This is a genomic window from Humisphaera borealis (genome assembly GCF_015169395.1).
GTDB lineage: Bacteria > Planctomycetota > Phycisphaerae > Tepidisphaerales > Tepidisphaeraceae > Humisphaera > Humisphaera borealis.
On sequence record NZ_CP063458.1, the window covers coordinates 6,638,623 to 6,653,813 of the forward strand.

At 65.9% G+C, this 15,191-nt stretch carries 9 protein-coding genes; 4 read left to right on the forward strand and 5 right to left on the reverse strand.

All coding sequences use genetic code 11. The features are described from left to right. Positions 1–51: 51 nt before the first annotated feature. The 3 genes from IPV69_RS24970 to IPV69_RS24980 form a co-directional block, all read right to left on the reverse strand. Positions 52–2,868: an MMPL family transporter gene (locus IPV69_RS24970; RefSeq protein WP_206292448.1), complete on the reverse strand. Its 2,817-nt coding sequence runs from the start codon at positions 2,866–2,868 to the stop codon at positions 52–54. Between the two features lie 159 nt (positions 2,869–3,027). Continuing rightward, positions 3,028–4,413: an aspartate aminotransferase family protein gene (locus tag IPV69_RS24975; protein WP_206292449.1), complete on the reverse strand. Its 1,386-nt coding sequence runs from the start codon at positions 4,411–4,413 to the stop codon at positions 3,028–3,030. 135 nt (positions 4,414–4,548) lie between these two features. After that, the gene (locus tag IPV69_RS24980) at positions 4,549–6,861 is read right to left on the reverse strand and encodes a PQQ-dependent sugar dehydrogenase (protein WP_206292450.1); all 2,313 of its coding nucleotides are present in this window, start codon (positions 6,859–6,861) and stop codon (positions 4,549–4,551) included. A 438-nt stretch (positions 6,862–7,299) separates the two neighbouring features. On the opposite strand from IPV69_RS24980, the gene IPV69_RS24985 reads away from it, so the two are divergent. From IPV69_RS24985 to radA, 3 genes are all read left to right on the forward strand, one after another. After that, positions 7,300–7,818: a hypothetical protein gene (locus IPV69_RS24985; RefSeq protein WP_206292451.1), complete on the forward strand. Its 519-nt coding sequence runs from the start codon at positions 7,300–7,302 to the stop codon at positions 7,816–7,818. Positions 7,819–8,148: 330 nt separating this feature from the next. Beyond that, on the forward strand, positions 8,149–9,495 hold the full coding sequence (locus IPV69_RS24990) for a 3-deoxy-D-manno-octulosonic acid transferase (protein WP_206292452.1): 1,347 nt from the start codon (positions 8,149–8,151) through the stop codon (positions 9,493–9,495). A 219-nt stretch (positions 9,496–9,714) separates the two neighbouring features. Next, positions 9,715–11,193: a DNA repair protein RadA gene (gene radA, locus IPV69_RS24995; protein WP_206292453.1), complete on the forward strand. Its 1,479-nt coding sequence runs from the start codon at positions 9,715–9,717 to the stop codon at positions 11,191–11,193. 4 nt (positions 11,194–11,197) lie between these two features. Here radA and IPV69_RS25000 read toward each other — a convergent pair whose 3' ends face one another. Continuing rightward, positions 11,198–13,237, reverse strand: a complete 2,040-nt coding sequence (locus IPV69_RS25000; protein ID WP_206292454.1) for a putative bifunctional diguanylate cyclase/phosphodiesterase — start codon at positions 13,235–13,237, stop codon at positions 11,198–11,200. 219 nt (positions 13,238–13,456) lie between these two features. Beyond that, complete coding sequence (locus IPV69_RS25005) at positions 13,457–13,798, reverse strand: DUF971 domain-containing protein (RefSeq protein WP_206292455.1); 342 nt, start codon at positions 13,796–13,798, stop codon at positions 13,457–13,459. A gap of 203 nt (positions 13,799–14,001) precedes the next feature. Between IPV69_RS25005 and IPV69_RS25010 the strand changes: the two genes are divergently transcribed. Then, positions 14,002–15,138 carry an ISAs1 family transposase gene (locus IPV69_RS25010; protein WP_206292456.1) on the forward strand — a complete coding sequence of 379 codons (1,137 nt, stop codon included), beginning with the start codon at positions 14,002–14,004 and terminating at the stop codon, positions 15,136–15,138. Positions 15,139–15,191: the final 53 nt, after the last annotated feature.

Below are 15,191 nucleotides of genomic sequence, written 5' to 3' on the forward strand. Positions count from 1 at the left end.
CGGGTAACAACTTGCCCGCCGAGGAACGCCGCGCGTCCGCCAAGGCGGACCCTACTTGCTGAGACGCCACTTCAGGATCGGCCGCAGGACGAACACCGTCGCCAGGTAGATGCACGCCGTGCCCAATGCCATCACCAGCCCGAGGCTCTTGAGGCCGCGATGGCTCGCCATCAGCCAGAAGAACGCGAAGCTCGCCGACGTCACGTAGCCACACATGAGCAGGGCCCAGTCGCTGGTATCCCAGCCGATCCAGGCGCGGTGCTTGTGCTTTAACGCCTCGCGGTAGCGGTGGACCATGAATACGCCGTACTCGTGTCCCGCGCCGATGAGGATCGGCAGGCCGAAGAAGTTGGCCAGGTTCCACGAGACATCCAGCAGGGACATCAGGCCGATGAGCATCGGCAGCCCGAACGCCAGCACGCTGATCGCCAGCAGCGTCTGCGGCAGATTGCGTAGATCCAGCAGGACCAGCAGGACGATCAACCCCAGCGCGTACGCCGTCGCCGTCAGGAACGACCGCTGCACACTCTCGGTCGAGTGCAGGATGTTCACAGCAATTCCCGTCGGCGGCGGGACGCCAGTGGCGGCAGCGGAACGCTTCTCGATGTCCGTCACGAACCGCTGCAGGTGCTCGCGCTGCCAGAGGTCCTGCTTCGGATAGATGTACAGGGCATACGTCCCGTCGTCGGCGACCAGATGGCCCTTGAGTTCCGGCGGCAGTCCTTCGACTCGCACCGGGCCGGGGTTGAACGTCGCGAGCTGGCCGCGCAATTGTCCGACAAACGCCGACTGCCACGCCGAGAGGCGCACCGCGGCGGCGTCGCCTTGCCCGGCCTTGACGGCAGCATCGAGACGATCGGCGGCGGCGCGGATTTGCCCCGCCGCGGTCGCGACCGCCGGTCGCTCGGCCGGCGGGGCGGTCTTGCCGGCGGCTTCGAACTGCCCGGCGACCGCTTTCAGCGACGCGACCAGTTTCGGCACGTCGCCCGCCACGATCGCCGCGGGCTCAGACCACTGCACCTGCCGCGTCTGGCCCGCATTCTTCGCCAGCCAGTCGCGGGCGTCGTACGCATCGAGGATGCTTTCGGTACCGGCAACCTCGGGCGAGTCGGCGATCGCCGACCGGGCCCGGCGGAGTGTTTCCAGGTCGCTCGACAGCACAACCGCCGACCAGGTCTGCAGCTTCCGAACGAGCTGCACCGACGGCAGGTTCGGTGCCTGCAACCCGAGTAGCCCCGCGTCGAACCGGGCCTGAATCGCGAACGGCAGCAACGCCAGCACGCCGACCAGCCAGAGCAGCGGCGTAAGGATGTACCGCCGAAGACGCGGGGACGGCTCTGTCAGTGACACGGGCTTCCAGCCCGTGCGTTGTGCGCCACGCTCTGGCGATTCGCGACCGCCGACGCCTTGATCAATCCGCACGGGCTGGAAGCCCGTGTCACTGACAGCCCCGACCTCCATCCCAAGATCCGTCGTCGAGCGTTTCCGCACGAACACCGTCAACAGCGCCGGCAAAACCGTGTACCCGCACGCCAAACAGATCAGCAGTCCGCCGCCGGCGATGACGCCCAGATCGGCCGCGCCCTGGAACGGCGTGAAGTACGCGACCAGGAACGCGCCCGCCGCCCCCAGGCACGCCGTCGTGATCGGGGCGGCGACCTGCCGGAAGACGGCGATCCACACCGTTCGCACGCTACCGCGACGCACCACCTCCACGCGGTACCGCGACAGCACCTGCACCAGGTAATCCATGCCGATGCCGATCAGCGCGATGAAGAACACGATCGACAGCAGGTTCAGTTCGCCGACGGCGATCGCCGCCCAGCCGAAGGTGATGCCGATCGCCGTGCAGAGCGCGATCGTCGCCGCAACGGCCCGCCACAGCGACCGGAACATCACGACCAACCCGATGAAGACGGCGGAGAGTGCGACGATTTCCGACCGCGTCGAATCACGATCGGTCGTCCGCATTTCGTCGGCCTCCAGCGCCGGCCGGCCGGTGATGCCGACGCGGAACTCGGGATAGCCGCCGGCCACGCCCGCGACCGCGCCGCGGATCGCCTCCACCGTTTCAGAAACGCCGGTGAGAGAACTGTAGTTCTGCTTCGGGTAGACCTGGATGAGCAGGAGATTCCGCGATCGATCTGTTTCATCCGGCACGAAGAAGTAACCGAGGTCGCGTGGCGATTGCGCTCCGAGCAGTTCCAGATCGGGCAGCCCCTTTCCCGGAACCAGCGGCAGCGCGGGCTCATTCACCGACCGCCCCCAGCTCTCGGCGATCACGCCGACGAACGGCGCGGCCTCTGTTGGCGACTGCTTCTGCCCGACGAGCCCGGCGAAGCGGCTCAGCAGCATCGCGTTCAGAAACCGCTGCGCCGGCGGCCCTTCACCCGGCGGCTGCTCGGCCCAGATCCGGACCATCGGCAGGAACCGGTTCACCTCCGCCAGCCTCGCCGGAATCAGCTCCGCTCGTTCGTACAGCAACCCCTGATCGCCGAGCTGATCGGACGGCACCCGCGCATAGACACGGCGAACGACTTCCGGCATCGCCCGCAGCTTCGCCGCGATTGCGTCGGCGGCGGCGGTCCATCGCCCGGTGACCGGCGGAGGGCTCGCGTCAGCAGCCTCCACCACGACATACACCGCCTCGTTCTCGGGGAACTTCTCGACGAATTGCAGGTACTGCCGGAAGAACGGCACATCCCGCGAGAACAGCTTGTTCTGGTCGCTCGACAGCGGAAGGCGAAACACACCCAGCAGCACCCCGGTGAAGAGCAAAAGTCCCGCGACAACCAGCGTCAGCCTCGGCCGTGTGACAACCGTCAACACGATCTGAAGGGGGAGACGATGGAAGAAGCGGGAGGACATTTTTGCTCCCTCTCCCCCGTAGTCGGGGGAGAGGGCTGGGGTGAGGGGCCGAACGTCATGGGTCGCGACCCTCCAAAAAGACTACATCTGTCATCCTGAGGCACTCCGAAGGATGACAACGATCGCACCGATATCCGCGAAACCGCAAGCGGCGGCGGCTCACGCCGTCATCGTCCGCTTCGCCAGCCCCATCACCGTGTTCCACGCCGCCCCGGGCACGCGCTTGGTGTCTTCCAGCACGTCCGTCAGCGCCGTCAGGAACCAGTCGCAGTCTTCCTTCGTGATTGTGATCGGCGGCAGGAACTTGATGACCTCCGTGTGATAGCCCGCCACCTGCGACAGGATTCGGTGCTTCTGCAAAAGCGGGATGATGATCATCTGTCCGAACACGCCGAAGTTCAGCTTGTGCAGCATGTCCCACGCCATCTTCAGCTTGAAGGACTCCTTCGGCCGGGCGAAGTCCAGCGCGAACATCAGCCCCTTGCCGCGGACGTCGGAAACAAACGGACACGTTGGCGCGATCTCCTTGAGCCGGGTCATCAGGTAGTCGCCCATCGCGGCGGCGTTTTCGACGAGCTTCTCTTCCTCGATCACGTAGAGGCTCGCCAGCGCCGCCGCCATCGCCAGGTCGTTCTGGCCGAACGTGTTGCTGTGGACGACACACCGCTCCATGCCGTTGAAGACGCAGTCCATGATCTTCGGTCGGGTGATGATCGCACCGACGGGCACATACCCCGCCGACAGCGCCTTGGCGGTGCAGAGGATGTCGGGCTCGACATCGGGAAAGTGCTGGAAGCAGAACCACTTGCCCGTCCGGCCGAGGCCCGACTGCACCTCATCGAGCACCAGCAGCGTGCCGTACTTGCGGCACAGCCGTTGCGCCTCCAGCAGGTACCCGTCGGCGACAACATCACACGTCTTGCCCTGCACAGGCTCCACCACGAACGCGGCGGCCTGTTTCGTGCTCAGCGCCTTCTCCAGGGCCGCCAGGTCGTTAAACGGCACCTTCTGGTTGCCCGGCAGCAGATCGCCGAAGCGCTCGCGGAAGAAGTTTTCGCCGTTGAGCGACAGCGCCCCGGTCGTCAGGCCGTGGAACGAATGGTCGCAGTGGATGATGTCGCGCCGCCCGGTAAAGCACCGTGCGAACTTGATCGCCCCTTCAATGGTCTCCGTGCCGCTGTTACAGAAAAACACGCGCGACAGTTCGCCGCCGGCGATATGCGCCAGCTTCTGCGCCGCCAGCCCGCTGAGCAGGCTGCAATCCATGCGGACCAGGTTCGGCATGTCGCGATCGAGCAACTGCTTGATGATCGACTTCACCTTCGGGTGGTTCCGCCCCAGCGCGAACACGCCCCAGCCGGTGAGAAGATCGAGGTACTTGTTCCCCTCGGCGTCCCAGAGGTAGCAACCTTCGCCGCGGACATAGCCTTTATCGAAGCCAATCGTGCGCAGCATTTTCACGAAAACAGGGTTGAGGTGCTGCGTGTGAAGGTCGTACTGCTGGCCGGTGTGCCGATCGAGCCAGGCGAAAAAATCTTGGTGCATGGGTGGGCGGATTATAGGGGGCGAAAATCCGGATCACCACGGCGGTTCATGAACATCGGGGAAGAGATCACCACGGAGGCACGGAGGGCAACTCCGTGTCTCCGTGCCTCCGTGGTGATCTCCTCTCTTTTTCGCTCAAGAGATGCTCACCACGCCCGCCCCGACCGATGCGTTGTTCGTCGCATCCGATTCTCCCGGCACGCCGTCGATCGTTGCGACCAGCACATACTGTCCGGCGGCCAGGTCGGCGGGGAGGGTGAACTTCAGCTTCACCGTCTTGCCCCGGCCGGCGGGCAGGAGCAGGCGCCTGGTCTGGGTGAATACGCTCGTCCCGACCGATGCCGCCTCGGCCGCCGTCGCGCCCTCGGCCACGCTTGCCTGCGGAACCGCCCACACCCGCAGCAGCAGGTCCGACGTCGAACTCCGGTTCCCGTCGTTCAGCACGCCCACCGGCAGCGAGACGGCTTTCCCGTGCGTCGCCGTAAGCGGCGACGCGCCGACCTGCGTCCGCACGTCAACGAAGCCCGGGCGAACCGTCGCCGGCAGTCCCGACACGGCGACGTTGTTCGCTTCGTTGGTTTCGGGAAGCACGTTCGACGGATCGACATTCGCCAGGACGTAGTAGTTGCCGTCGAGCCCGTCGGGCCAGGCGACGTTCAGCTTGACGGTCTTCCCCTTGCCCGGGGCGATGCGGATGTTGACGGTCGCCTCGGCGACGACCGGGTCGCCGCTGCCGATGGCGGCTTCCGATTCGGGCGAGAGGTGCAGTCGAACCGTCATCGCGCCGCGGGCGGTATCGAGGCCGACATTCAGAACTTTGACACTGACTTTCGATGTCGTTCCGCCGACCGCGGCGAACGGCGTCGCGCCGAACTGCGGCAGCAGGTCGATCGGGCCCATCGGCTTGGTGACTTTCGGCGGTTTGAAGGGGCTGGGGTTTCCGGGCGTCCCCGGCGTGCCACCACCCGTACCGCCGCCGTCGCTTCCACCCCCATTGTTGCCGCCACCGTCGGTTCCACCGCCGTTGGTTCCGCCATCTGTCCCGCCGTCCGTGCCACCACCCGTCGCGACGACACGGATCACCGCCGGCTCGCTGGTCGCCACGCCACGATCGTTGATCACCCGCACGGTATAGACAGTCCCGTCGTCGGCAACATCAAACGGGCCGACGGTCAGTGTCGTCTTCGTCGCCCCCGGAATGTCTTGGCCGTTCGCTGCCCATTGATACGTCAGCGGGGCAAACCCGCCGGCGCTGACGCTGAGCTTGATCGACTGCCCCGGCGACAGCGTAGCGCCCGCGGGCTGATTGACGATCGAAGGCGACCCGGTCGCGCGATACCGGATGAGCTGCCCGCCGGCATCGCCGACGCCCTGCGCGATGACGAACAGGTCGCCGGGAATCGTGTAGGCGATGTCCACGGGCCGGATGACGTCGGTGGCAAACGGGCTGACCACGCCGGTGGGAGCCAGCTTCTCGATCCCCATCACCTGGATGATGTTCTTGTCGCGGTCGGCGAAGAAGTAATCGCCGGCGTAGGGCATCGGGAAGGTGAGCGAGCCGGGGTTGAACAGCACGCCGCCGGCAATGTGCCCGCCGGCGATCGCTTCGGGGTCGGTCGGGGCGTGAGGGATGGTATGTACCGGGCCGATGGGGTTGCTGCCGACCGGCGTCTGCGAGCCGCCTTCGACGGTCGGCCAGCCGTAGTTCCCTCCGGCGACGCCGACGTTGATCTCCTCGGCGGATGTCTCGCCGGGGTCGTTGATGAAGACGATGCCGTTCTGAGACTGAACGGTAAACTTCGCCGGGTCGCGCAGGCCGTACGCCCAGACGTACTTCTGCCATCCCTCGGCGGTCGCGAAGGGGTTGTTCGACGGCACGGTGCCGTCCGGGCGGATGCGCAGGATTTTGCCGAACGGACTGCCGAGATCGCCGGCCTGGGCTTTTTTACCGCCGTCGCCGATTCCGACGAGCAAGGTTCCGTCGAAGGCAAACTTGAGCCCGCCGCCAATGTTCTTCGTCGCTGTTTCCCACTTGGGCAGGTCGAGCAGCACCGTTTCGGAGACCAGTTCGCGGCCGGAGAAGTAGAACCGGCTGACGCGCTGCACGACATCGCTCGATCCGCGCTGCTTGTAGCTGTAGTTGAGGTAGACGTACCGGTTGCGGTCGAAGTTCTTATCGATCGCAATCCCGAGCAGCCCGAGCTCGCCGTCGGTCGCGATGTCTTCCAGCACGACAGTCGGCTGAGACTCCAACTGGCCGTTCTCATACAGGCGGACTCGGCCGGCCTTCTCGGCGATGAAGATTGGCGGTGCCTGCGGCGCGGGGCTGATCGCGATCGCCGTCGGCAGGCGCAGTTCCGACCCGACCACGTCCTCGGCGAAGCCGCTGCTGACGGTCAGGAGCCGGCGTGGCTCGAGGGGTTGGATCAGGTTGCGGACGAAGGACATCCGGGACTGGCCTCTGAAATCAAAGCAAAAAGGACGATGGTGGCTCCGCCTGGAGAAACAATAAGGACGGACGCCGAGAGTCTACAACGGATTTCATGGATGGGTGAGGAAAAAGGGGGAGCCTCTTTCGTGGAGAACGCCAAGGCCCAAAGTTCGGCCGACCCGCAAAAAAGACAGAGGAAGCCACAGAGACACGGAGACACAGAGGGCCGATTGCCTACGCCGATGTTTCGTGAATCAAACTCGACTTCCCACAAAGCAGTGTATTAGTCGAAAAGCCCTCTTTGTCTCGGTGCCTCTGTGGCTCCTTCTGTTTTGGTTCCGGCTCGAGCATGCTTTACGTCGTTGCGTTCCGCGGATCACCGATACTCGTCGTTTTCTTCGCGCAATCCACCTTCCACCTGTCCTGTCGTGGACAATTGCGGTATCCTCTTGCGGATGGAAGACTTGGTCCTTCCGGATACCGAAAGCGGGTCGGGCTTTGAGCCCACCCGCCTCCGACAGTTCACGATCTTTCTCGAGAATCGTGTCGGCCGGCTGCAGCATCTGGTTCGGGCGCTGGAGCACGGGCCTTACGACATCCTCACCATCGCGGTCGAAGAATCCGCCGACTCGGCACTGGTTCGGCTCATCTGCAAAGACCCCGACCAGTGCCGCGACAACCTCAAAGCCGATGGCTTTGCCTATACCGAGTCGGAAGTCCTTGCCGTCGAATTGCCCCTTCGGGTCAAGCTGCCGTTGATGGCGGTCACCGCGGCGCTGCTGACGGCCGAGATCAACATCCACTACATGTACCCGCTGCTGCAGTGCCCCCGCGGCCCGGCGTTGATCCTGTACGTCGAAGACCCCACCCTGGCCGCACAGTTGCTGGTCCGGAAGCGGTTCACCCTGCTGGGCCCAAGCGACTTTGGCGGACCCGACATCGGGCCGACCACGATCGACCCGGATCTGAACTAGCAATCTCGCCGACATCGCCGGGATGCAACTCGATGTTCGATTTCAACACGAAGGACACGAAGTCACCAAGGACACAAAGAAAACGCGAGGTATGATTCGCACCCAACGGCTGTTCCATTCGGGAGGTGTTTCTTCCTGACCTTCGTGACTTCGTGCACTTCGTGTTGAAACCGAACGCCGGTTTGCTGCCGTTCGGCAATGCGGACCGAAGACCAGCCCACTTGAATTCGTCCGCCTGATCGCCCACAACAGCATCCCTTCGCCGACCGCCCGCGCGGACGTATCCGCCGGCCGACGAACGGGTTCACGCCTTTTTCCGCCCACCGGTTCATGCCCAACATTTACGACATCGCATGGAAAACGCTGCTGCTCCTGGCGGCACCGGCGATCGCGTTCATGCCGCGTTTCAGGCGGAAGGCCGCCCGCGCGTTTCGCGAGCGGATGGGCCATGACGTTCCGTTCGCGCCGGCGGACGCGCCGCCATGCGTGATGGTTCACGCCGTCAGCCTCGGCGAAATCAACGCCACCCGGGCGCTGGTCGATCAGCTCAAGGCGGCCCGGCCGGATCTGCGATTCCTGGTCACCGTCACCACCGACACCGGCTTTGCCCGCGGCAAGGAGATGTACGGCGGCAGGGGGGATGTCACCGTCGTGCGCTACCCGCTCGACCTGTCGGCCGGCATCCGCCGACTGCTGGACCGCCAGCGGCCCGGCGTCGTCGTGCTGATGGAGCTGGAAGTCTGGCCGAACTTCACCTGGCACTGCCGCCAGCGGGGCATCCCGGTGGTGTTGGTCAACGGCAGGCTGACCGATTCGAGCTTCAAGCAGTACCGGTGGCTGGGGCCGGTCGGCCGGGCCATGTTCGGCCGGCTTGCCGAGGTCTGCGTGCAGGACATCGTCTACCGCGACCGCTTCCGCACGCTCGGCGTGAAGCCGGAGGCGATCGAGGTCACCGGCACGATGAAGTTCGACAACGCGCAGGTCGCCGACCGCATTGCCGGCGACCGCGAGCTGGCGGCCGAGGTCGGCCTGCACCCCGGTCGCGAGCCGATCTGGGTCTGCGGCTCGACCGGTCCCGGCGAAGAGCGGATCGTCCTGGACGCGTACCGCACCCTGCTGACGACCCAGCCGATGCTGCGGCTGGTGATCGTGCCGCGGCATCCCGAGCGGTTCGACGCCGTCGCCAGGCTGATCGCCGAGTGCGGGTTCGACGTCTTCCGCCGGTCGCACAGCCGACAGGTCGCGCCGGCGGCGATGACGAGCCGTCCGCTGCCGACGGCGGCGTCGCCGTCGGCGGTCGTACTCGGCGATACGGTGGGGGAGCTGCGCAAGTTCTACAGCATTGCCGATGTCGTCTTCGTCGGCCGGACGCTGGTCGATCTCGGCCAGCGGCAGCGGGGTAGCGACATGATCGAACCCGCCGCCCTGGCCAAGCCGGTGATTGTCGGGAAGTGGACCGACAACTTCGCCGACGCGATGCGCCACCTGAAGCGGGCGGAAGGGATCATCGAGATCGAAGCGGGTGTAGACCTGGCGCGGGCGGTGTCGCGCGTGCTGAACTACCCCAGCGAATCCCGCGACCTGGGCGAACACGCCCGTGAAGTCGTCAAGTCGCAACAGGGTTCAACGGCAAGGCACGTGGAAGTGATCCTGCGGCAACTGGCGACGCGCACGTAGGGTCCGCCTTGGCGGACGCGAAGCCATGAATCGCCAAGACGCCGTGTCGGGATGTGGCCATTTCTCCGCGCGGCATCCCCCGCGTCCGCCAAGGCGGACCCTACAGTCTCTCCGCTCTCGTCATTCGCCAGGTTGCCCTCCGTGTCTCCGTGCCTCCGTGGTGATCTCTTCGTCCCGCACAGACCAACTCGCGCACGCCCGCTACAATCCCCCACGCCGATGGCCAAACAACGCACCCAGTTTCTCTGTAACAACTGCGGCTCGGTTCATCCGAAGTGGATGGGCAAATGCCCCGACTGCGGCACGTGGGACAGCTTGGAGCAGTACAACGCCCCGACCGCCGACCCGCACGCCGACAAGCGGCTGCCCAAGGGCATCGTCGGGCAGACCGGCGACGTGGCGACGGCGGCGCGGCCGCTGACGTTGTCTGAAATCGACGACGCCGACAGCCCGCGCCGGCCGACCAACATCGGCGAGTTCGATCGCGTCCTGGGCGGCGGCATCGTGCCGGGCTCGGCGATTCTTGTCGGCGGCGAACCGGGGATCGGCAAATCGACACTGTTGCTGCAGGTCGCGCAGGCGTTGTCCGGCGGCGGGGCACACGCGGACCGCGCGATGCAGAACGCCGATCTCAAGGCACTCGAACCCCCGGCTCGAAACGTGAAGTCCGACATTCGGACCGCGGCGAAAGTCCTCTACGTCACCAGCGAAGAATCCGCCCGGCAGACCAAGCTCCGCGCGTCGCGCCTCGGCGTGGCGACGGACCACCTGCTCGTGCTCGCCGAGACGAACGTTGAGCGGATCATCAACCAGGTGCACAAGGTCAAGCCGGACGTGCTGGTCGTCGACTCGATCCAGATGATTTACAAGCCCGACCTGCCCGCCGCCCCGGGGTCGGTCACGCAGTTGCGAAGCTGCTGCATGGACCTGGTCTACCTCGCGAAGATGAGCGGGACGGCGATCATCTTTGTCGGCCATGTGACCAAGGCCGGCACGCTCGCGGGGCCGAAGATCATCGAGCACATCGTCGATACCGTCGTCTACTTTGAAGGCGACCGCTACCACGCGCACCGCGTCGTGCGGTGCGTGAAGAACCGCTTCGGCTCGACCCAGGAAGTCGGCCTGTTCGAGATGACCGGCGAAGGTTTGCGCGAGGTCACCGACCCCGGCAACCTGTTCGTCGAACAGTACGGCCCCGGCGGAACACCATCCGGCAGCGTGGTGACGGCCTGCATGCAGGGCAGCCGCACGCTGCTGGTGGAAGTGCAGGCGCTGACGGCGTCGAGCGTGATCGGTGCGGCCAAGCGGAAGGTGAGCGGCGTGCCCGGCGACCGGGTGGCGATGATCATCGCCGTCCTGGAGAAACGCGCCGACATGCGCCTGGCGGCGGACGACGTGTTCGTCAATGTCGCCGGCGGGGTGAAGGTGGTCGAGCCGGCGGCGGACCTGGCGATCGCGCTGGCGATTGCGTCGGCCCACATGAACCGGCCGCTTCCGCCGGGCGCGCTGGCGATCGGCGAGCTGGGGCTCGGCGGGGAAGTGCGAATGGTGCCGCAACTGGAGAACCGCCTGCGCGAAGCCGCCCGCCTGGGCATCACCCACGCCGTCATCCCCGCCAATGGCGGATCGATCCCCAAGCTGGGCGGCATGGCGCTGCACGAAGTCAGAAGGCTGGGACAGGCGCTGGCGGATTTGTAGCCGGTTACGCAGGCCGGGCGATGGCAACCGGGATGGGCAGTACGCCGTTCCCCAGTGCAATGAGTTCGGCGAACTTCTCGGCGGGGACGGGCGGGCTGAAGAGGTAGCCCTGCATCTGGTCGCAGCCCATGCGGACGAGCAACTGCTGCTGGGCGTCGGTCTCGACGCCTTCGGCGAGCACGTTCATGCCGAGGCTTCGGCCCATCGAAATGATCGCCCGGGTGACGGCCGCTCCGCTGCCCTGTAGCGGCCCGGATGCGGGGGCGCCTGGTCCGCGGCGTTCGCCGCTCATGCCGGCGACGAACGAGCGATCCACCTTCAGCGTGTCGATCGTCAGACGATGCAGGTACGCCAGCGACGAATACCCCGTGCCGAAATCGTCGATCGCGACGGCAACGCCCATCTGCCGCAACGTGCTGATGCGCCGGGCGGCGTCGTCTGCGTCCTGCATGAGGACAGTTTCGGTCAGCTCCAGCTCGAGCATGCCGGGCAGGAGGTGATAGGTGTTGATGACCGAGGAGACTTCCTCGATGAAGCGGTCGTCGGCGAACTGCACCGCCGACACGTTCACCGCGACCCGGGGGGAACGGTTGCCCATCTGGTCGCGCCATTTCCGGGCCTGCGCCGCGGCCTGCCGCAGCGCCCATCGGCCGAACGGGATGATCAGTCCGTTGCGTTCGGCGGCGGCGATGAAGCGGTCGGGGGGCACGCGGCCGAGTGACGGATCGGTCCAGCGGGCCAGCGCCTCGGCACCGACCACCCGGCCGTGCTGATCGACCTGCGGCTGGTAGTGCAGTTCGAGCTTGCCGCCGGCCGGATCGGCACCGGCGTCGCCGCCGAGGGCCTGCGACATCAGCGCGAACTCGACGGCCCGGCGGAACCGGGTTTCCAGTTCCATCGCGGCCAGGCCGCCGGATTCTTCCTGCGGCTTGAAGAACTGCACCGTGTTGCGGCCGCAGGTCTTGGACCGGTGCAGCGCCACCTCGGCCGCCTGCAGCAGTTCCGTCGGGTCTTCGCTGTCGATCGGGAACAGGCTGACACCCACGTTCAGCCCGACCGAGACTTCGCGCCCGCAGATCTTGGCCGGCGTGGTCACCAGGGAGATGACCTTATGCGCCAAGGCGTTGACGTCCCTGGTGCCGTTGGCGATGGAGCCGACGACGGCGAAGGTGTCGCCCCCGAGACGCGCCACAGTGTCGCTGCGCCGCAGCCCGCCCTGGAGTCGATCGGCGAGCTTGCGCATCAGGTCGTCACCGGCACCCCGGCCGAGGGATTCGTTGATCGCCCGCAAACCGTCGAGATCGAGCAACAGCACGGCGGTGGTCGTGTTCTGACGCCGGGAGACTTCCGTCGCCTGCGTGAGGCGGTCCTTCAGCAGCGTGGCATTGGGCAGGCCGGTCAGGGCATCGTGCATGAGCTGCCGCACGGCCCGGTCGGCGATCCGGGCGCAGCCGATGGCGAACCCGGCCAGCTCGGCGGCGAGAGTGGCGACGGAACGCTCGGCTTCGTCGGGGGGCGCGGCGTCGCCGATCAACGTCACGAGCGAGCCAACGACCGCTTCGTCCTGATCCTTGCCCGGCAGGGGCAGGTGCCACAGAACCGGCGACGAATCCGGGGCTGACGTCGAACTTTCGGCCAGCAGCCCCGACGCCCACGGCGGCGCCACGGCCAGTGGCTCCACCAGTTCGACCGACGCCGGCCACTGCGACCCGCGAAGGGCCGCCGACTCGACGGTGTCGGCGACCATGGCGTCGCCGCCGCGACCGGCCACCGCGGCAATACCCGCGGCGGCGTGTCCCCCGTCGCCGTCCGGCTCGACTGCATCCCCCGATTCCTGGGTGAAGACGATGCACGCGGTCAGCCGCGGGGTTTCGCGCTCGATCATCTCGATCAGCGTTCCCAGCGTGTGCGACAGCAGTTCGTGGCGGGCCACCGATTCGTACACCTGCCGGCGGAGCCGCTCCATCGCCAGCTCCTGGCGCAGCTTCACCGAGTCGTCGGCGACTTCGGCGGCGGGCGAAGGATGTAGGGCCGTCGTGGACATGTACTCGTTCGATCTGCTGTCGCCGCCACGGTGCGTCGCGATCGCGGCGTCATCGGCACGTCACCGCGCCAAAGCGGGATACGAAGGTGACATCGGAAAAAATGGGGCGGCGATTAACCGCGCCACGGTCGATTGGGTCACACGGCGGGGCGGTCCGGTCTCAAGTCCGATAGTTATCGCGATGATCGCAATCCACTGCGTGCCGCGGCCAGAAGGGGACTATCGTGCGGCAGCCTGGGGGTCGATCGAACGCAGGTACTCGAACGAGTAGATGCCGCTGGAGTGCCCGTCCGACCAGTCGATACGCAGCGCATAGCCCCCGACCAGTTCCGCCGACGACGCCGACAACGGCTGCTCGACCGTACCCGGCAGCACCCGCAGCGACAGCCGGTTCTTCGGGGCGGCGGCCTGCTCCTGGCGCGACTGCTTGCACGTGGCGCAGGGACACAGCGTTCGCAGAACGCTGATCGGATAAACGCTCGTCCGCCCGTCCTGCCAGTCAATGGTCAGCTGCGACTGCTTCTGAAGGTCCAGGCGTACCGGCGTGGTCGAAGGCGTCATACTGAGAAGTATAGGAGGCGGTGGACCGACCGGTAGGAGAGAAGCGGCCGGTGCCACGGGTCGGCCGAGGGCAATCGCATCTCCTTTTGTCGATGGTTGTGTTTTGTACGGGTTGCGCTTTCTAACTTCTCTCGCTATCACTCCTTCACCGGTCGCGAAGCTTCGCTGGTAACAACTTTCATCTCCTGAAACGGAGCTTCGCCATGGATGGCCCTGCGACCAGTGGTACCCTGCGCGCGTTTTCCAACCTCCCCGATCCTCGCGGCTGCAACGTGATTCACAAACTCCACGACATCCTCGTCATCTCCGTCTGCGCCGTTATCTGCGGCGCCGACGGCTGGGTCGACGTTGAACTCTATGGCAAGAGCAAGCTCTCCTGGCTTCGAACCTTCCTGGATCTTCCCCACGGCATCCCCTCTCACGACACCTTCGGTCGCGTCTTCGCCAAGCTCCATCCCGACGCCTTCGAGCAGTGTTTCAACGCCTGGGTCGGCGCGATCGCACAGTCCGCCGGCGGACGACTGATCGCGATCGACGGCAAGGCCATCCGCCGGTCCTTCGAACACGCCTGGGCCAGGAACAACATGACCCACATGGTCAGCGCGTTCGTCGACGCCCACCGGATGGTCTTCGGCCAGGTCGCCGTGGATGACAAGAGCAATGAGATCGAGGCGATCCCGCGGCTTTTGGGCCTGTTAGACATTCAGGACGCGACGGTGACGATCGATGCCGCCGGCTGCCAGACGCAGATCGCCAGACAGATCGTCGATGCCGGCGGCAACTACGTGCTGTCGGTGAAGGAGAACCAGCCGACGCTGCACGCGAAGGTCAGGAAGCTGCTGGACGAAGCGATCCTGGGCGGCATGAAGGACGTGAGCCACGGCGTCCACGAGGAGTTCGACGCCGACCACGGCCGGCTGGACACCCGCAAAGTGTGGGTGATGGACGAAGTGCACTGGCTCGGCGACCTATGTCAGCAGTGGCCGGGACTGGCCGGCGTGATCGCGGTCGAACGCAAGCGGGAGGTGCTTGCCGGCAAGAGCAGCGTCGAGCGGCATTACTTCATCAGCAGCGTCGCAGGGACCGACGCCAGGGCGATGGCGGCGGCGATCCGCGGCCACTGGGCCATCGAGAACAAGCTGCACTGGCAACTGGACGTGAGCTCCCGCGAGGACGAGCGGCGGATCCGCAAAGGCTATGGTGCGGAGAACTACTCCCGGTTGTGCCGGCTGACGCTCAATCTTCTCAAGCGGGACAGGAGCATCAAAAACGGGATCCACGGGAAACGGTTAAAGGCAGGTTGGGACGAGCACTACCTGCTCCGTCTGCTAACGACCTGAACATGCAATCGCCCTGCGGGTCGGCCGTACCCGGCAGACCCGTGCGGGGTGGT